This window comes from Streptomyces sp. NPDC030814 (assembly GCF_055572155.1).
Genome location: NZ_JBVIDX010000051.1, coordinates 1 through 21,396 on the forward strand (window position 1 = coordinate 1; position 21,396 = coordinate 21,396).

The 21,396-nt window shown below is 74.2% G+C and carries 2 protein-coding genes; both read left to right on the forward strand.

Annotation, left to right across the window (positions count from 1 at the left end; genetic code table 11):
* Positions 1-5,541, forward strand: a 5,541-nt coding sequence (locus ACZ43N_RS42440; protein ID WP_468105201.1) for a type I polyketide synthase, incomplete at its 5' end; no start/stop codon positions are given.
* A 63-nt stretch (positions 5,542-5,604) separates the two neighbouring features.
* Positions 5,605-21,396, forward strand: a complete 15,792-nt coding sequence (locus ACZ43N_RS42445) for a type I polyketide synthase (RefSeq protein ID WP_468105205.1) — start codon at positions 5,605-5,607, stop codon at positions 21,394-21,396.

Consider the following 21,396-nt stretch of genomic DNA (forward strand, 5'->3'; position numbering starts at 1 on the left):
TACGGTCAGGATCGTGAACGGCCGTTGTGGCTGGGGTCGGTGAAGTCGAACATCGGTCATACGCAGGCCGCCGCGGGTGTGGCGGGTGTGATCAAGATGGTGCTGGCGTTGCAGCACGGTGTGCTGCCGCGGACGCTGCATGCGGAGGAGCCGTCGTCGCATGTGGACTGGTCGGCCGGTGCGGTGGAGTTGCTCACGGACCGTGTCGACTGGCCTCGGGCCGATGGCGGGACGCGTCGGGCGGGTGTGTCGTCGTTCGGTCTGAGTGGCACGAACGCGCATGTGGTGCTGGAGGAGCCGCCGGTCGAGCCGGAGCCGGAGCCGGAGGCGGCGCCGGTGGGGGCTGGTGTGGTGCCGTGGGTGGTGTCGGGCCGTTCGGGTGCGGCGCTGCGGGCGCAGGCCGGGCGGCTGGCGGGGTTCGTGGCCGGTGACGAGGGGCTGGGGGCTGTCGAGGTCGGCGGTGCTCTGGTGCGGTCGCGGTCGTTGTTCGAGCACCGGGCGGTGGTCTGGGGCTCGGGGCGTGGGGAGTTGCTGGGGGCGTTGGAGGCGGTCGCGTCCGGTGAGGAAGTGGCCAACGCCGTGACGGGGACGGTGCGGCGGGACGCGCGCACGGCGTTCCTGTTCGCGGGTCAGGGGTCCCAGCGCCTGGGCATGGGCCGGGAGCTGCACGACACGTATCCGGTGTTCGCGGACGCCTTCGACGCGGCCTGTGCCCATCTCGACACCGAACTGCCGTGTCCGCTGCGGGAGTTGGTGTTCGGTGAGGACGCCGAGCTGCTGAACCGGACGGAGTTCGCCCAGCCGGCGTTGTTCGCGCTGGAAGTGGCCCTGTTCCGGTTGCTGGAGTCGTGGGGTGTGCGCCCGGATGTGCTGGCGGGGCATTCGATCGGTGAGATCGCTGCCGCGCATGTGGCGGGGGTGTGGTCGCTGGCGGACGCGTGTCGTCTGGTGGCGGCGCGTGGCCGGCTGATGCAGGCGCTGCCGGAGGGCGGTGCGATGGTCGCGCTCCAGGCCACCGAGGACGAAGTGCTGCCTCTGCTCGGTGACGAGGTGGGCATCGCGGCGGTGAACGGCCCCCGGTCGGTGGTGGTCTCGGGCGCGGCGCAGGCGGTGGAGGAGATCGCGGAGCGCTTCCGTGGCCAGGGCCGCAAGGTCACGGCGCTGCGGGTGAGTCATGCGTTCCACTCGCCGCTGATGGAGCCGATGCTGGCCGACTTCCGCAAGGTCGCCGAGGGTCTGACGTACGAGCGTCCGAAGCTGCCCCTCGTCTCCACCGTGACCGGTGAGACGGCCACGGCCGAGGAGCTGATGTCGCCGGACTACTGGGTCGCTCATGTGCGCCGGGCCGTCCGCTATGCCGACGCCGTCCAGGTCCTCGCCGGGCAGGGCGTCGGCCGTTATGTGGAACTCGGCCCGGACGGCACCCTCACCGCACTCGCCCAGGCCTGCCTCGACGCCACCGACGCCACCGTCTTCGTACCGCTGCTGCGCAAGGACCGGCCCGAGGCCCCGGCCGCGCTCTCGGCCGTCGCCGCACTGTTCGTCCACGGAGCCGACGCCGACTGGCGCGCGCTCACCGGCGGCGACCGGTGTCCGACCCCGAACCTGCCGACGTACGCCTTCCAACGCCGCCGCTACTGGCCCGACTTCACCGGTGTCACGCTCGGCGACCTCGGCTCGGCGGGCGTCGGTTCGGCTGAGCACCCGCTGCTCGGTGCCGCCGTGCATGTGGCCGGCAGCGAGGAGGCGCTGTTCACCGGGCGGCTCTCGCTCAGGACGCACCCCTGGCTGCGGGACCACGCCGTGACCGGCACGGTCCTCTTCCCGGGCACCGGGTTCCTCGAACTCGCCCTGTGCGCCGCCGGACAACTCGGCTACGACCGTGTGGACGAGCTGACCATCGCCGCCCCCTTGATCGTGCCCGAGCGCACCGGACGGCTGGTCCAGGTCAGGGTGGGCGCACCCGACGAGTCGGACAGGCGCACCGTGGAGGTGTACTCCCGCGCCGAGGACGCGCTGGACACCGATCCGTGGACACTGAACGCCAGCGGCTCGCTGACCGCCGACCCGGCCCCGGCCGACACCGCGGCCCCCGACCTGACCGCATGGCCGCCTCCGAACGCCGAGGCCGTCCCCATGGAGGGCTTCTATGACCGCTTCGCCGAGGCGGGATTCGCCTACGGGCCGGTGTTCCAGGGGCTGCGCGCGGTCTGGCGGCGCGGCGACGAGATCTTCGCCGAGGTCGGACTCCCCGACGAGCACGATCGACTCGCGGGTGACTTCGGCGTCCACCCCGCGCTCCTGGACTCCGCCCTGCACGCGATGATGTTCGTGTCGCTGGCCGACGCCGGCCAGGGACGGCTGCCGTTCTCGTGGAGCGGCGTGTCACTGCGGGCGTCCGGCGCGCGGACCCTGCGCGTACGGATGGTGCAGGCCGGTCCGGAAGCCGTCGCCCTGCAGCTTGCCGACCCGACGGGCGGTCAGGTGGCCTCCGTCGAGTCGCTGCTCCTGCGTCAGGTCTCCGGCGACCTCGCCGCTCGTGCCGAGGCCGACGGCCACCGTGACGGCCTCTACCAGGTGGACTGGACGAAGGTGACGCCGTCCGAGCCGGACGCCTCCCCGACGGACGCCCTCGCGGCGGTCGGCGGCGCCGACCTCGCACCCGGTGCTGCGGCCTACGCGACCCTGGCCGAGCTGCCCGCAGCCGTCCCCGCGACTGTGCTGTTCGCCGCGGGCCGGGGCGTGAGCGGCACGGACGGTACGGACGGTGACGTGGCGGAGGCGACACACGCCGCGACCGGCCGCGTCCTGGAGGCCGTGCGCTCCTGGCTCACCGACGAACGGTTCGAGGAGTCCCGTCTGGTGATCGTCACCGAGGGCGCCGCCGCGCTCGACGGAACGGTTCCCGATCCCGCCCTGGCCGCGGTGTGGGGCCTGGTACGGGCCGCGCGCGCGGAGGCACCAGACCGGTTCGCGCTGGTCGACACGGACGGCACGGAAGCGTCCCGCGCCGTGCTCGCCCAGGCCCTGGCCATCGGCGAGCCTGAGCTCGCCCTGCGCGACGGTGTGCCGTACGCGCCCCGCCTCGGCCGTGTCCCCGCCGGTGACGGGCTCCCGCTGCCTTCGGGCGAGCCGGCCTGGCATCTGGACAGTGTGGAGAAGGGCACCCTGGACAACCTGGCCCTGACCCCCTTCCCGGAGGCCACGGCCGATTTGACGGAGGGACAGGTCCGTATCGCCGTACGTGCGGCGGGTGTCAACTTCCGCGACGTGCTCAACGCCCTCGGCATGTACCCCGGCGAAGCCGGCCTACTGGGCGGCGAGGGTGCGGGTGTGGTGACCGAGGTCGGCCCGGGCGTCTCGGGGCTGGCCGTCGGCGACCGCGTGTTCGGCATGTTCCCCGGTTCCTTCGGTCCGGTGGCGGTTGCGGACGCGCGGACCGTGGCCCGCATTCCGGCCGGCTGGTCGTTCGCGCAGGCGGCGTCGGTGCCGATCGTGTTCCTGACCGCCTACTACGCGTTGACCGACCTGGGTGGTGTGCGCTCCGGTGAGTCGGTGCTGGTGCATGCGGCTGCCGGTGGTGTGGGTATGGCGGCGGTGCAGTTGGCGCGGCATCTGGGTGCCGAGGTGTTCGGTACGGCCAGTGCCGGCAAGTGGGGCACGCTGCGCGGACTGGGTCTGGACGAGGGGCATATCGCGTCTTCGCGTGATACGGAGTTCGAGGCGGCGTTCCTGGCGGCGACCGGTGGTCGTGGTGTGGATGTGGTGCTGGACTCGCTGGCCGGTGAGTTCGTGGACGCGTCGTTGCGGTTGTTGCCGCGTGGTGGCCGGTTCCTGGAGATGGGCAAGACCGATGTCCGTGACCCGGAGACCGTGGCCGCCGGGCACCCGGGGGTGACCTACCGGGCGTTCGATCTGTGGGACGCCGGTCCGGAGCGGATCGGCGCCATGCTGTCCGACCTGGTTGCCTTGTTCGAGGCGGGTGTGCTGACGCCGTTGCCGGTGACGTGCTGGGATGTGCGCAGGGCTGCGGAGGCGTTCCGGTATCTGTCGCAGGCGCGGCATGTGGGCAAGGTGGTGCTGACCGTTCCGGTGCCGATGGACCGGGACGGGACGGTGCTGGTGACCGGTGGTACGGGTGGTCTGGGTGGGTTGGTGGCCCGTCACCTGGTGACCGAGCACGGGATACGGCGTCTGCTGCTGGCCGGCCGCCGCGGCCCGGAGGCCCCTGGCGCCGGTGATCTCGTCGCGGAGCTGACCGGCTTGGGTGCCGAGGTCGAGGTCGTGGCGGTGGATGTGGCCGACCGCGACCAGCTCGCCGACGCCCTCGCGGCCGTTCCCGCCGAGCACCCGCTGACCGCGGTGGTGCACACGGCGGGTGTCCTGGACGACGGCGTGGTGGGCTCCCTGACCGAGGACCGGCTCGCGAAGGTGCTGCGGCCGAAGGTGGACGCGGTGACCCACCTGCACGAGCTGACCCGTGACGCGGATCTGTCCGCGTTCGTGGTCTTCTCCTCGGTCGCCGGTACGTTCGGCAGCGCGGGCCAGGCCAACTACGCCGCCGCCAACGCCTTCCTGGACGCCTTCGCCGCCCACCGCCGCTCCTCCGGCCTGCCCGCGGTGTCTCTCGCCTGGGGCGCGTGGGCCCCAGGCGCGGGCATGACCGCCGAGCTGACCGAGGCGGACCTGCGACGCATGGCACGCGGCGGTATGCGGCCGCTCACCGCCGAGCAGGGGCTCGAACTCCTCGATGGCGCCGGGCTCGTGGCCGCTGCGGCACCCACGCACCGGGCTCTGCTCCTGCCGGTGAACCTCGACCTGCAGGCTCTGCGGGCTCACGCCGAGGCCGTACCGCCGCTGCTGCGCGGCCTGGTGCGGGCACCGGCGCGGCGGGCGGCCGAGACGGCCGGCGCGGCCGGCACGGACCGGCAGGACCTCGGCGCCCGGCTGGCGGCGCTCGCGCCGGCCGACCGGGAGCAGCACCTCGTCGACCTGGTCTGCGCCCAGGCGGCGGCCACCCTCGGCCACGCCTCGGCGGACGAGATCGAACCGGACCAGGCGTTCAAGGAGCTGGGCTTCGACTCGCTCACCGCCGTCGAACTGCGCAACCGGCTCAACGCCGTCACTCGGCTGAGGCTGCCGGCCACGCTGGTGTTCGACCATCCGACGCCGACGGTGCTGGCGGCGCATCTGCTCGAGGAGATCACTGTGCCGGAGGCGTCCGGCACAGGTGCGGGCGAGGGCCCGGGCGCGGCCGTGACGGCGGTGCCACTCCTGGTCGAACTGGACCGGCTGGAGGCCGCGCTCGGCGCCGCGGCGGTCGGCGGGGACGACCACGCGACGATCACTTCCCGGCTGCAGCGGCTGACGGCGAAGTGGCAGGAGACGGCAACGAAGGGCGGAGGTGCCGGACACGACAACGGCACCGGCTCCGGGGGCTCCGGAGCGGCACTCGCCGACGTCGACGACGGGGAACTGGAATCCGTCGAGACGGCGGACGAGCTGTTCGACCTGATCGACAAAGAACTCGGGATGTCGTGATCAGCCGCGGGAAACCGTTGGCATCGGCTCAGGGATGTGGCGTTGGTGGCTGAAGACGACAAGATGGACGACAAGTACGTCGAGTACCTCAAGCGGTTGACCGCCGAACTGCGGCAGACACGGCGGCAACTGCGCGACGTGGAGGCACGCGACCGGGAACCGATCGCGATCGTGGCGATGAGCTGCCGCTACCCCGGCGGGGTGGACAGCCCGGAGGAGCTGTGGCGGCTCGTCGACGAGGGCGGGGACGCCATCTCCGGCTTCCCGGCAGACCGCGGCTGGGACGTCGAGGCGGGCTACGACCCGGACCCCGACAACCCCGGCACCTTCTACGCGCTCGGCGGCGGTTTCCTGCACGAGGCGTCCCGTTTCGACGCGGACTTCTTCGGGATCTCGCCGCGTGAGGCGCTGGCGATGGACCCGCAGCAGCGGCTGCTGCTGGAGATCTCCTGGGAGGCGTTCGAGCGGGCCGGTATCGCTCCCGGCTCCGTGCGCGGCAGCAGCACCGGTGTCTTCGTCGGCGCGGCCACCTCCGGCTACGGGGCCGGCGTGAGCGAGTTCCCCGAGGGGGTGCAGGGACTGCTGTTGGCGGGCAACGCCACCTCGGTCGCCTCCGGCCGCATCGCGTACACCCTGGGGCTGGAGGGGCCGACCGTCACCGTCGACACGGCCTGCTCCTCCTCGCTCGTCGCCCTGCACTGGGCGTGCCAGGCGCTGCGCCGCGGCGAATGCGACCTGGCGCTCGCGGGAGGTGTGGCCGTGATGGCCACCCCGGCCATGTTCTACGAGTTCAGCCGGCAGCGCGGGCTGGCCCCGGACGGCCGCTGCAAGGCGTTCTCCGACGACGCCGACGGCACGGGCTGGGCCGAGGGCGCCGGCATGCTGCTCGTGGAGCGGCTGGCCGACGCCCGCCGCAACGGTCACCCGGTGCTGGCCGTGGTCCGCGGTACCGCGATCAACTCCGACGGCGCCTCCAACGGCCTCACCGCGCCCAATGGTCCCGCCCAGCAGCGGGTCATCCGAGCGGCCCTGGCCAACGCGGGTCTGACCCCCGCCGAGGTGGACGCCGTCGACGCGCACGGCACCGGTACCTCGCTCGGCGACCCCATCGAGGCGCAGGCCCTGCTCGCCACCTATGGGCAGGACCGCGAGCAGCCGCTGTGGCTCGGCTCGTTGAAGTCGAACATCGGGCACACCCAGTCGGCCGCCGGCGTCGGCAGCATCATCAAGATGGTCGAGGCGATGCGGCACGGAGTGCTGCCGCGCACCCTGCACGTCTCCGAGCCGTCCCGGCACGTCGACTGGTCGGCCGGGGCCGTCCGCCTGCTCACCGAGCCGGCCGACTGGCCGGCAACGGGCCACCCGCGCCGCGCCGGTGTGTCGTCGTTCGGTATCAGCGGCACCAACGCCCACGCGGTCATCGAGCAGGCGCCCGCCGCCGAACCCGAGGAGCCCGGCGACCCCGCCGCGCAGCCGCCGGTCCCCACCACCGGGCCCCTGACACTGCCCGTCGTGCCGTGGCCGGTGTCCGCGCGCAGTGAGGAGGCGATACGGGCGCAGGCCGCCCGCCTGCTCGCGAGGCTGCGGGACGAGACCCGGCCGCCGCGCCCGCTGGACGTGGGTCACGCGCTCGCCACCACCCGGACCGCCCTGGAGCACCGGGCGGTCGTCCTCGCCGGCGACCACGACACCGCCGTACGGGAACTGGCCGCGCTCGCCGAGGGCGGCGCGGGCAGCGCGACCGTCCGGGGGCGCACCGCGCGTGGCGCCACTGCCTTCCTGTTCGCCGGACAGGGCTCCCAACGGCTCGGCATGGGACGCGAGTTGTACGAGGTCCATCCCGTCTTCGCCGCGGCGTTCGACGCCGTGGACGCCGAACTGCCCTTCAGTCTCCGCGACATCGTCTTCGGCGAGGACGCGGACCGGCTGAACCGCACCGAGTACGCGCAGCCCGCGCTCTTCGCGCTCGAAGTGGCCCTGTTCCGGCTGCTGGAGTCATGGGGCGTCACCGCGAAGTTCCTGCTGGGCCATTCCGTCGGCGAGCTGGCGGCCGCCCATGTCGCCGGCGTGTGGTCCCTGGCGGACGCCTGCCGGCTGGTCGTGGCCCGCGGCCGTCTGATGCAGGCCCTGCCGGAGGGCGGCGCCATGGCCGCACTCCAGGCCACCGAGGACGAAGTCCTGCCCCTGCTGAACGACCGGGTCGGCATCGCCGCCGTCAACGGCCCCCGGGCGGTGGTGATCTCCGGTGCCGCCGACGCGGTGGAGGAGACGGCCGCGCACTTCCGCGCCCAGGACCGCAAGGTCACGGCACTGCGGGTCAGCCACGCCTTCCACTCCCCGCTGATGGAGCCCATGCTCCAGGAATTCCGGGCGGTCGCCGAAACCCTCACCTACCACACGCCCCGGCTGACGATCGTCTCCGACGTGACCGGCGAGATCACCCGCCCGGCAGACCTGTGCTCGCCGGACCACTGGGTCCGGCACGTCCGCGAACCCGTCCGATTCGCCGACGGGATACGGCTGCTGGCCCAGCGCCGGGTGGCCCGCTTCGTCGAGCTGGGCCCCGACGGCACGCTCACCGCCCTCGCCCAGGACTGCTTCGAGAGCGACGCACCGCCCGCCGTGCCCACTCTCCGCAAGGACCGGCCCGAACCCGCCTCGCTCATGGCGGCGGTCGCCGGAGCCTTCGCCCACGGCGCGCCGGTCGACTGGCCGGCCGTCTTCGCCGGTACGGGCGCCGGGACCGTGGACCTGCCGACGTACGCGTTCCGCCGCGAACGGTACTGGCTGGAGCCCACCCCGCCCGGCACGGCGGTCACCGGTGAGGGCGGCGGCGGGGACGCCGGTTTCTGGAGCGCCGTCGAGGACGAGGACATCGCCGCCCTCGCCGGCACCCTGGACGTCGACGAAGGGCTCGTACGTCCCCTCGTGCCCGCCCTGTCGCAGTGGTGGCGCGGCCGACGCGAGCTCGGCCGGGTGGACCGGCTGCGCTACCGCGTCGCCTGGCAGCCCATCGACCAGGCCGCCGACAGTCCGCTCACCGGACGCTGGCTCGTCCTCACCCCCGCCGGAACGGCCGACACCCCCCTCGCCGGTACCCTCACCGACGCGCTGGCGGCCGGCGGCGCCGAAGCCGTGCTGCGGGAGTACGCCCCGGACGAGGAGCGCGCCGTCCTGGCCGCCCGTCTCGCCGGCCTGGGCACCTTCGCGGGCGTCCTCGCCCTGCCCGCCGACGAGGGGGACGCCTCCCCGGCCGACGCCCTGTTCCGCACCGTACGGCTCGTGCAGGCACTCGACGACGCCGAGGTGACCGCACCCCTGTGGCTGGCCACCCGCGGCGCGGTGTCCACCGCACGCTCCGACGCCGCCCCCGAGCCGGCCCAGGCCGCGCTGTGGGGCCTGGGCCGGGTGGCCGCACTGGAGCTGGCCCACCGGTGGGGCGGCCTCGTCGACCTGCCGCGGACCGTCGACCGACGAGCCGCGGCACGGCTCACCGCCGTGCTCGCCCGGTCCGGCGACGAGGACCAGCTCGCGGTGCGTGCCTCCGGAGTCTTCGTACGACGCCTGCTGCACGCCGAGGACACGGCCGCCCCGCACACCGGCGCGAGCGGCTGGCAGCCCCGCGGCACCGTCCTGATCACCGGCGGCACCGGCGCCCTGGGCGCCCGGGTCGCCCACTGGGCCGCCGAACAGGGCGCGGAGCACCTCGTTCTGACCGGCCGGCGCGGCCCCGACGCCCCCGGCGCCGCCGAACTGACGGCCGCGCTCACCACGCTCGGGGCCCGGGTGACGATCGAGTCCTGCGACGTCGCCGACCGTGCGGCCGTCGAGCGCCTGCTCGACCGCCACACCGTCGACGCGGTCGTCCACGCGGCCGGCGTCACCGACACCGTGCCGCTGCCCGACCTCGACGCCGACCGTTTCCGGGCGGTCCTCGCCGCCAAGGCACACGGCGCCGCCCACCTCGACGCGATGCTGCGCGCCCAGGGCGACCGCCCGCTCGACGCATTCGTACTGTTCTCCTCCATCGCCGGTGTCTGGGGCAGCGGGGGGCAGACCGCCTACGCCGCCGCCAACGCCTACCTCGACGGCCTGGCCGAACAGCGCCGCGCCCGCGGCGCCACCGCCACCTCCGTCGCCTGGGGCCCCTGGGCCGAGGGCGGCATGGCCGCCGAGGGGGGAGCCGAGGAGTACCTGCGCCGACGCGGCCTCGCCGCCCTCGACCCCGACACGGCGCTCGCCGCGCTCCGCCGGGTCCTCCAGCAGGACGTCACCGGCCAGGTCGTCGCCGACGTCGACTGGTCCCGGTTCGCCCCCGGCTTCACCAGCACGCGCCCCAGCCCGCTGCTCACCGACCTGCCCGAGGCGCGGGACGCGCTGAGCGTCGGGCAGAGCGGCGCGCGGGACGACGGAGCGGGCGCGGCACTGCGCGCACGTCTGGCCGGCCGCCCGGCCGCCGAACGCACCCGCACGCTCCTGGAGTTGATCCGTACCCAGGCCGCCGCCGTCCTCGGCCACGCCGACGCGGGGCTGCTGGAGACCCGGCGCGCCTTCCGCGACTCCGGCTTCGACTCCCTCACCGCCGTCGAACTGCGCAACCGCCTGGCCTCCGAGACCGGTCTGACCCTGCCCGCCACCCTGGTCTTCGACCACCCCACCCCGGTCGACCTCGCCGCGTTCGTGCACGGGGAGTTGTTCGACGAGTCCCGGGGCGCACAGCCCGACATCCCGGCCGGCACGGCACGCGTGGAGCGCACGGCCGACGACCCGATCGTCATCGTCGGCATGGGCTGCCGTCTGCCCGGTGACGTCACCGGGCCCGACGAACTGTGGGAACTGGTCGCCGCCGGACGGGACGCCATCACCGAGTTCCCCGCCGACCGGGGCTGGGACCTCGACGCGCTCTACCACCCGGAACCGGGCCGCCCCGGCACCAGCTACACCCGGCACGGCGGATTCCTCACCGGCGTCGGCGACTTCGACCCGGCCTTCTTCGGCATCTCCCCCCGCGAGGCCGTCGCCATGGACCCCCAGCAGCGGCTGCTGCTGGAGACCTCGTGGGAGGCGCTGGAGCGCGCCGCCATCGCCCCCGGCGCCCTGCGCGGTACCCGGACGGGCGTCTTCATGGGCTCCAACGGCCAGGACTATCCTGCGCTGCTGCTCAGCACACCCGACGCCGGCGACGGTTACCTCGGCACCGGCAACGCCGCCGCCGTGGTCTCCGGTCGTATCGCCTACGTCCTCGGCCTCGAAGGACCCGCCCTCACCGTCGACACCGCCTGCTCGTCCTCGCTCGTCGCCCTCCACCTCGCGGTGCAGGCGCTGCGGGAGGGCGAGTGCGACCTCGCCCTCGCCGGTGGTGTCACCGTCATGTCGACCCCTGGCGCATTCCTGGAGTTCAGCCGTCAGCGCGGGCTGGCGGCGGACGGCCGGTGCAAGGCGTTCTCCGACGAGGCCGACGGCACCGGCTGGGCCGAGGGCGTGGGTGTGCTCGTCGTGGAGCGGCTCTCCGACGCCCGCCGCAACGGACATCCGGTGCTGGCCGTGGTCGCCGGTTCCGCCGTCAACCAGGACGGCGCCAGCAACGGCCTGACCGCGCCCAACGGTCCCGCCCAGCAACGGGTCATCCGCGCCGCCCTCGCCCACGCCGGTCTGACCCCGGCCGAGGTGGACGCGGTGGAGGCACATGGCACCGGTACGACCCTGGGCGATCCGATCGAGGCCCAGGCCCTGCTCGCCGCGTACGGCCAGGACCGCGAACGGCCGTTGTGGCTCGGCTCGCTGAAGTCCAACATCGGCCACACCCAGGCCGCCGCAGGTGTCGCCGGCGTCATCAAGATGGTGCTGGCCATGAACCACGGCGTGCTGCCGCCCACCCTGCACGCCGATGCGCCCAGCACGCACGTCGACTGGTCGGCGGGCGCCGTGGAACTGCTCACCGAGAGCACCCAGTGGCCCAGCGGCGACCGGCCGCGCCGCGCGGGTGTCTCCGCGTTCGGCGTCTCCGGCACCAACGCCCACGTCATCATCGAACAGCCCTGGTCGGACAAGGGGCCGCGGACCGGCGAGGAGCCCGGCGCGACCGCGCCGACACCCCATCAGGACGCCGAAGCCGAACTCGAACCCGTAGCCGCAGCCCAGGCGGAAGCCGACAGCGGCACCGGGCCCCGAGCCCCGCTGCCCTGGGTGATCTCCGGCGCATCCGAGAACGCCCTGCGCGAGCAGGCGGAACGGCTCCTCGCGCACGTGGACGCCCGGCCCGGACTCACCACGGAAAGCCTCGGCCTCTCCCTCGCCACCACCCGCACCGCGCTCGAGAACCGCGCCGTGATCCTGGGCGCCGACCGCGCGGAACTGGTGTCGGCCCTGACGTCCCTGGCCCTGGGCGAGCCCGCCTCGGGCGTCGTCACCGGCCGCGTCCGGGCAGACGGTCGTACAGCGTTCCTCTTCGCGGGCCAGGGCGCCCAACGCCCCGGCATGGGAAGGCAGTTGTACGAGACCTACCCCGTCTTCGCGGAAGCCTTCGACGCCGTGTGCGCGCATGTCGACGCGGAACTGCCGTGCCCCCTGCGGGAAATCGTCTTCGGGGACGACATCGAGCCGCTCGGCCGGACGGAGTTCACCCAGCCCGCGCTGTTCGCGCTGGAAGTGGCCCTGTTCCGGCTGCTCGAGTCCTGGGGCGTACGCCCGGACGTGCTCGCCGGGCATTCGATCGGTGAGATCGCCGCCGCGCACGCGGCCGGTGTGTGGTCACTGGCGGACGCCTGCCGTCTGGTGGCGGCGCGTGGCCGGCTGATGCAGGCCCTGCCGGAGGGCGGTGCGATGGTCGCGCTGCAGGCCACCGAGGAGGAGGTGCTGCCTCTGCTCGGTGGCGAGGTGGGCATCGCGGCGGTCAACGGGCCCCGGGCGGTGGTCGTCGCGGGCGCGGCGCGGGCCGTGGAGGAGATCGCGGACCACTTCCGTGCACAGGACCGCAAGGTCACCGCGCTGCGGGTCAGCCACGCGTTCCATTCCCCGCTGATGGAACCCATGCTGGCCGACTTCCGCAAGGTCGCGGAGAGTCTCACGTACGAGCGGCCCCACCTGCCCGTCGTCTCCACGGTCACCGGTCAGTCGGCAACGGCCGACGAGCTGTGCAGCCCGGAGTACTGGGTACGCCATGTCCGCCGGACCGTCCGCTTCGCCGACGCCGTGGCGGCCCTGGAGGCCGAGGGCGTCACCCGGTACCTGGAGCTCGGACCGGACGGGACCCTGACCGCGCTGGCCCACGTCTCCCTCACCGACGGCGACGCGGTCGCGGTCCCGGCCCTGCGCCCCGAACGCCCCGAGGCCACGACGCTGCTCTCGGCGACCGCGACCCTCTTCGCGCACGGCGCCGAGGCCACCTGGTCCGCGTTCTTCCCCGCCGTGCGCCCCATCGAACTGCCCACCTACGCCTTCCAGCACGGCCGCTACTGGCCGCGCCCCACCGGCGGCCACCTCGGCGACCTCCGCTCGGCCGGTCTGTCCGCCGCCGGGCACCCGCTGCTCGGCGCGGCCGTCACCATGGCGGACAGCGGGGCCGCGGTCTTCACCGGACGGCTCTCCGCCCAGCTCCAGCCGTGGCTGGCCGAACATGTGGTCTCCGGCTCCGTCCTGCTGCCCGGCACCGCGTTCCTGGAACTCGCCCTGCATGCGGCGGACCGCGTCGGCTGCGGCCAGGTGGAGGAACTCACGCTGCGGACGCCTCTGGTACTGCCCGCGCACGGCGCAGCGCAGCTGCAGGTCACCGTCGGTGCCCCGGACCCCGCCGGGCGCCGTGAGATCGGCGTGTACTCCCGCCCCTCGTCCGGCTCGGACACCACCGGACCCGACGACGAGCTGTGGATCCAGCACGCGAGCGGCACCCTCCTCCCCGAGGCCGCCACGCCGGCGGCGGAAGGGGAAGCGGCCACGCTACCGCCCGCCGACGCCGCCGAAATCCCCACCGACACGCTCTACGAGCGGCTGGCGGACACCGGTCTGGCCTATGGACCTCTGTTCCGCGGACTGGTGTCCGTCCGGCGGCGCGGCGACGATCTGTTCGCCGAGGCGGCCCTCCCCGACGAGGCCGCTCCCGACGCCCGTCGCTACGGCGTCCACCCCGCCCTGCTGGACTCGGTGCTGCACGCCCTCGGAGTCGCCCCGAGCGCCACCGACGGCCCCCCGGGAGAGGCGTCCGGCCCGGGCCTGCCCTTCTCGTGGTCCGGCGTCACCCTGCACGCCACCGGTGCGTCTCGGCTCCACGCCCGCCTGCGGGCCACCGGTGCCGGCTCGGTCGCCCTCGACCTGGCCGATCCCTCCGGCGCTCCCGTCGCCACCATCGGCTCCCTCACGCTGCGCGCCCTCACCGCACCGGCCGCCGGGACTCCGACAACCCCGCACGCCGAACTGCTGCACCGGGTCGACTGGACGCCGCTCCCGCTCGACGCGACCGCGGGCGGCACGCGGTACACCACCGCCTCGGACCTTCCGACGTCGCTGCCGGCCACCGGAGTCGGCGCCGGACAGGACGCGCTGATACGCGTAACACCCCCGGCCGGTGACATCGCGCGGGCGGCGCACACGGTCACCACCGACGTGCTGGAACTGGTCCGTTCCTGGCTGACCGAGGAGCGCTTCGAAGACGCCCGCCTAGTGGTGGTCACCGAAGGCGCGGTCGCCCTCGACGCGGCGACCCCCGATCCCGCCCTGGCCGCAGTATGGGGTCTGGTCCGGGCGGCCCGGGCGGAGAACCCGGGGCGGTTCGCGCTGGTCGACGTCGACGGCGCCGAGGAGTCATGGGCCGTCGTCCCGGCCGCGCTGGCCTCCGACGAGAGCGAGATCGCCGTACGCGCCGGCACCGCCTTCACCCCCCGTCTGGGTCACGCCGCCACCGGCCGTGAACTCGCGCCTCCCGCAGGCAAGTCGGCCTGGCGGCTGGACATCGTGGAGAAGGGCACGCTGGAGGGTCTGGGCCTGCGCCCGGTGCCGGAGGCGGACGCCGAGCTGACGCCAGGGCACGTCCGCATCGCGGTGCGTGCGGCGGGCGTCAACTTCCGCGATGTGCTGAACGCGCTCGGTATGTACCCGGGTGACGCGAAGGACTTCGGTCTGGAGGGTGCGGGTGTGGTGACCGAGGTCGGCCCGGGCGTCTCGGGGCTGGCCGTCGGCGACCGCGTGTTCGGCATGTTCCCCGGTTCCTTCGGTCCGGTGGCGGTTGCGGACGCGCGGACCGTGGCCCGCATTCCGGCCGGCTGGTCGTTCGCGCAGGCGGCGTCGGTGCCGATCGTGTTCCTGACCGCCTACTACGCGTTGACCGACCTGGGTGGTGTGCGCTCCGGTGAGTCGGTGCTGGTGCATGCGGCTGCCGGTGGTGTGGGTATGGCGGCGGTGCAGTTGGCGCGGCATCTGGCTGCCGAGGTGTTCGGTACGGCCAGTGCCGGCAAGTGGGGCACGCTGCGCGGACTGGGTCTGGACGAGGGGCATATCGCGTCTTCGCGTGATACGGAGTTCGAGGCGGCGTTCCTGGCGGCGACCGGTGGTCGTGGTGTGGATGTGGTGCTGGACTCGCTGGCCGGTGAGTTCGTGGACGCGTCGTTGCGGTTGTTGCCGCGTGGTGGCCGGTTCCTGGAGATGGGCAAGACCGATGTCCGTGACCCGGAGACCGTGGCCGCCGAGCACCCGGGCGTGACCTACCGTGCGTTCGATCTGTGGGACGCCGGTCCGGAGCGGATCGGCGCCATGCTGTCCGACCTGGTTGCCTTGTTCGAGGCGGGTGTGCTGACGCCGTTGCCGGTGACGTGCTGGGATGTGCGCAGGGCTGCGGAGGCGTTCCGGTATCTGTCGCAGGCGCGGCATGTGGGCAAGGTGGTGCTGACCGTTCCGGTGCCGATGGACCGGGACGGGACGGTGCTGGTGACCGGTGGTACGGGTGGTCTGGGTGGGTTGGTGGCCCGTCACCTGGTGACCGAGCACGGGATACGGCGTCTGCTGCTGGCCGGCCGCCGCGGCCCGGAGGCCCCTGGCGCGGGTGATCTCGTCGCGGAGCTGACCGGCTTGGGTGCCGAGGTCGAGGTCGTGGCGGTGGATGTGGCCGACCGCGACCAGGTGGCCGCTGCGCTGGCCGGGCGTTCTCTGACCGCCGTGGTGCACGCGGCGGGTGTCCTGGACGACGGTGTGGTGTCCTCCCTGAGCCCTGAGCGGGTCGCGAAGGTGCTGCGGCCGAAGGTGGACGCGGTGGCGCATCTGCACGAGCTGACCCGTGACGCCGACCTGTCCGCGTTCGTGGTCTTCTCCTCGGTGTCGGGCACGTTCGGCGGCGCGGGCCAGGCCAACTACGCGGCTGCCAACGCCTTCCTGGACGCCTTCGCCGCCCGCCGCCGCTCCGCGGGCCTCCCGGCGGTGTCCCTCGCCTGGGGCCCCTGGGCCCCCGGCGCGGGCATGACCGCCGAGCTCACGGAAGCCGACCTGCGACGCATGGCACGCGGTGGCATGCAACCGCTCGCCCCCGAACAGGGTCTCGGCGCCCTGGACGCGGCCCTGGGCCGGACCGAACCCGTGCTCGTGCCGATCGCGCTCGACCGGCGCGTGCTGCGGGACCGGCAGGCGGTGGCGGTGCTGCCCGCCATGCTCCGCGGTCTGGCCGTCGCACCGGCACGGCGCACGGCCGCCGCGGCGGACGGCACCGCCGACGGGCACGGCATCCGGGCCCGGCTCATGGCGCTCGGGCAGACCGAGCGCGAGACGGCGGTGCTGGACCTCGTACGTACCCAGACGGCCCTGGTACTCGGCCACTCCGGGCCGGACACCGTGGAGGCCACCCGGGACTTCCGCGGCCTCGGCATCGACTCGCTGACCGCCGTGGAACTGCGCAACCGCCTGAACGCGGCGACCGGTCTGCGGCTGCCGGCGACCCTGGTGTTCGACTATCCGTCTCCGCAGGCGCTCGCGCGCCACATCGGCGCCGAACTCCTCGACACCGAGTCCCCGGCCGGATCCACCGCCGCCACGGTCATGGCCGTCACAGCTGCCGGCGCCGCCGCCGACGACGCGCGGATCGCCATCGTCGGCATCGGCTGCCGGTTCCCCGGCGGCGTGCGCGGCCCGGAGGACTTCTGGCGGCTCCTCGCCGACGGCGTGGACGCCATCGGGGCCCCGCCCGCCGACCGCGGCTGGCACGCGGACGGCATCGAGGGCGGATTCCTGTACGACGCCGCCGAGTTCGACGCCGACTTCTTCGGGATCTCGCCGCGTGAGGCGGTGGCCATGGACCCCCAGCAGCGGCTCCTGCTGGAGATCTCCTGGGAGGCCCTGGAGCGGGCCGCGATCGATCCGCGCGGCCTGCACGGTTCCCGTACCGGCGTGTTCGTCGGCACGAACTACCAGGGCTACGGGTCGGCCGCCCACGACGTCCCCGAGGAAGCGCAGGGACAGCTCTTCACCGGGCACGCCGCGAGCGTCGCCTCCGGCCGGGTCGCCTATGCGCTGGGCCTGGAGGGCCCGGCGGTCACCGTGGACACCGCCTGCTCGTCCTCCCTCGTGGCACTGCACTGGGCCGCACAGTCGCTGCGGTCCGGCGAGTGCGATCTGGCGCTCGCGGGCGGCGTGACCGTGATGGCGACACCTGGCGCCTTCGCCGAGTTCGACCGGCAGGGCGGTCTCGCCGGTGACCACCGCTGCAAGGCCTTCTCGGACGACGCCGACGGCACCGGCTGGGGCGAAGGCGCCGGCATCCTGCTGCTGGAGCGGCTGGCCGACGCCCGCCGCAACGGTCACCCGGTGCTCGCCGTGGTCCGCGGCAGCGCCGTCAACTCGGACGGCGCCAGCAACGGCCTGACCGCGCCCAACGGTCCCTCGCAGCAGCGCGTCATCCACGCCGCGCTGACGTCGGGCGGCCTCACGCCCGCCGACGTCGACGCGGTGGAGGCGCACGGCACCGGCACGACCCTGGGCGACCCGATCGAGGCCCAGGCACTCCTCGCCACCTACGGCCAGGACCGCGAACAGCCCCTGTGGCTCGGATCCGTGAAGTCCAACATCGGCCACACCCAGGCCGCCGCAGGCGTCGCCGGCGTCATCAAGACGGTGCTGGCGATGCGGCACGGGACGCTGCCGCGCACCCTGCACGTCACCGAGCCGACCAGCCACGTCGACTGGACGGCCGGACGGATCGAACTGCTGGCCGAACCGGTGCCCTGGCCGCGGACGGGACGCCCGCGGCGCGCCGCGGTCTCGTCGTTCGGCATCAGCGGCACCAACGCCCACATCGTCCTGGAGGAGGGCGTGACGCAACAGCCGAGCGTCGAGCCGCCGGCCGAGGGGCCCGTCGCCTGGCCGCTGAGCGGACGGTCGGCCGCCGCCCTGCGCGGGCAGGCCGAGCGGCTGCGCGCCCGGCTGACCGCCGATCCGGAGCCGTCCCCCGCCGACGTGGCCCACACCCTGGCCACCGGCCGCGCGGCCTTCGAGCACCGGGCCGTGGTGGTCGCGGAGGACCGGGTCGAATTCCTGTCCGCCCTGGCCGCGCTCGGCAGCGGCGAGGACACCGCCGCGGTGGTGCGCGGCCGCACCGGACCGCGGGGCCGCACGGCGTTCCTGTTCAGTGGACAGGGCTCGCAGCGGCCCGGCATGGGCCGGGAACTCCTTGAGCGGTTCCCCGTGTACGCCGAGGCCTTCCACCGCGTCTGTGACGCGTTCGCGCCGCACCTCGACACACCGCTGGCCGACGTCGTCCTCGCGGATGAGGGCACGGAGCGGGCCGGTCTGCTGGACCGCACCGCCTACACCCAGCCCGCCCTGTTCGCCGTCCACGTGGCCCTGTACGAGCTCGTGCGCTCGTGGGGGGTCGAGCCGGACGCGCTGATGGGTCACTCCATCGGCGAACTGTCCGCCGCGCACGTCGCCGGAGTGCTGCCCCTGCGCGACGCGTGCGCCCTGGTAGCGGCCCGCGGCCGGCTGATGGAGGCGCTGCCCGAGGGCGGCGCGATGGCAGCCGTGCAGGCGTCCGAGGACGAGGTGGCGCCGCTGCTCACCGGACGCGACCAGCACATCGCGGTCGCCGCCGTCAACGGGCCCGCGGCCGTGGTCGTCTCCGGAGACGAGGACGCCGTGTCCGACATCGCCGGGCATTTCGCCGCGCTGGGCCGAAAGACTAGGCGTTTGCGGGTCAGCCATGCGTTTCACTCGGCGCATATGGACGCGATGCTTGCGGAGTTCGAAGAGGTCGCGCGCGGCGTACGATACGCCGCGCCGGCGATCCCGATCGTCTCCAACGTGACGGGTGACCGGGCCACCGAGGCGGAACTGACCTCGCCCGGCCACTGGGTGCGGCATGTGCGGCAGACCGTGCGCTTCGCGGACGGCGTACGCCGCCTCAGTCAGGACGGCGTCGGCACGTTCGTGGAACTCGGCCCGGACGGCTCGCTGACCGCGATGACCCTCGACACCTTGCAGGAGCCGGGGCATCACGGCTCGCAGGCACCGGCCGAGGCCGCCGTCGCCGTCCCCGTACTGCGCCGGGGCCGCCCGGAGCCGGTCGCCGCCCTGCTGGCAGCCGGCACCCTGCACGTACGCGGGCTCGCCGCCGCGCCGACCGGACTGACCGGCCCGGCCCGCACGGTGGAACTGCCGACGTACGCCTTCCAGCGCGACCGCTACTGGCTGGAGGCGGCCAGGCCCGCCACCACCGACACGCCGGGCGACACGGACGGCGTCGACCACGAGTTCTGGGCCGCCGTCGAACGCGGCGACCTCGGCGAACTGACCGAGCGCCCCGACCTCGACGACGGCACCCCGCTCGGCGAATTGTTGCCCGCGCTTTCCTCCTGGCGGCGCCGCCGCCGCGAGCGTTCCGCGCTCGACTCCTCGGCCTACACCGTGGTCTGGCGCCCGGTACCGGACGGCCCTCCGCCCGTACTGTCGGGCACCTGGCTGCTGGCCGTCCCCGCCTCCCGGGCCGACGACCCGTGGACGGACACGCTGGCCGAGGGCCTGACCGCGTACGGCGCCGAGATCGTGCCGCTCGTCGTGGACTGCGCCCTCACCGACCGCACCGCGCTCGTCGAGCAGTTGCGCAAGGTCACCGAACCGGACGCCGTGCAAGGCGTGCTGTCGCTGCTGGCGCTCGACGAGGAGCCCGCGGCCACCGCGGACCGCGCCGCCACCCCCGCCGGTCTGGCCGCGCTGCTCGCCCTCACCCAGGCACTCGGCGACCTGGAGATCGGCGCCCCGCTGTGGGCCGCCACCGTCGGCGCCGTCGCCGTGACGGACCGGGAGAGCGTGACCGCGCCCACCCAGGCCGCCACCTGGGGCCTGGGCCGGGTCGCGGCGCTGGAACACCCGCAACGCTGGGGCGGTCTCGTCGACCTCCCCGCCGACCTCGACGGGCGGACCGCCGAACGGCTCGCGGTACTGCTCTGCGGCACCACGGGGGAGGACCAGATCGCCGTACGGGCCGCCGGCGTCTTCGCCCGCCGCCTGGTGCACGCCCGGCCCTCCGACGCCCAGGCTTCCGAGTGGACCTGCGCGGGAGAGACCGTGCTGATCACCGGAGGCACCGGAGCACTCGGCGCCCGGATCGCCCGGCGGCTCGCCGAACGCGGCGCCCGTCACCTGGTGCTGGTGGGCCGCCGCGGGCCGGACGCCGACGGCGCCGACGCGCTGGGCGCCGAACTGACCGCTCACGGGGCGCAGGTGACGCTGGCCGCCTGCGACACCGCCGAACCCGACGCCCTGGCCGCACTGCTGGCCGAGCACCCGGTCGACGCCGTGGTGCACGCCGCCGGGGTCCTGGACGACGGGCTCCTGCAGTCGCTCACCCCCGAGCGACTGGACGTGGTGCTGCGGCCGAAGCTGGCCGCCGCCCGCAACCTCGACCGGCTCACCCGCGACCGCGAACTGTCGGCGTTCGTCCTGTTCTCCTCCTTCGCCGGCACGGTCGGCTCGGCGGGCCAGGCCAACTACGCCGCGGCGAACGCCTACCTCGACGCGCTCGCCGCCCGGCGCCGCGCCGAGGGCCTGCCCGCCACCTCCGTGGCCTGGGGCCCGTGGGCCGGCGGCGGTATGGCGGCCGGGGGCCCCGAAGCCGAGGCACGGCTGCGGGGCGGCGGAGTCGTCCCGCTCGACCCGGACACCGCGCTCGCCGCCCTCGACCGGGCGATTGCCCACGAGGACGCCACGCTCACCGTCGCCGAGCTGACCTGGGACCGCTTCGTGCCCGGCTTCACCGCCGTACGGCCCGCCCCCCTGTTCGGCGAACTGCCCGAGGCCCAGGCCCTGTCACTGCGGGCACGGGAGCGGGACGGCGACGCCGGGGCGGACAGCGGCGCACTGCGCACCCGGCTGGCCGGGCTCGCCGAGGCCGAGCAGGAGCGGCTGCTCATCCAGCTGGTCCGCGGCCATGTCGCCACCGTGCTCGGGCATGCCTCCGCCGACGCCGTCGATGCCGACCGGGCCTTCAGTGAACTCGGCTTCGACTCGCTGATGGCAGTGGAACTGCGCAACCGGCTCGGCGTCTCCGCCGGGCTGCAACTGCCCGCCACCCTCCTGTTCGACCAGCCCACCCCCCGCGTCCTCGCCCGCCACCTGCGGTCGCTGACCGTGGCCGAAGGCGGAGGCGGAGCGCCCGCACTGGACGCCCTCGACCAACTGGAGGCCGCTCTCGCCGAGCTCGCCGAGGACGACACCCGGCGCAGCCGGATCGCCTCCCGCCTGCTGGCGCTCGCCTCCCGCTGGAGCGGTCAGGGCGAACCGTCCGTCGACCACACGGACGACGACGGCGGCGACCTCCAGGACCGGATCGAGTCCGCCGGCGCCGAGGAGATCTTCGCCCTCATCGACAACGACCTGGGCATGTCATGA

Bases quoted from the DNA above. Each gene is read 5' to 3' on its own strand.
- ACZ43N_RS42445 (WP_468105205.1), top strand. From the start codon at position 5,605: ATGGACGACAAGTACGTCGAGTACCTCAAGCGGTTGACCGCCGAACTG.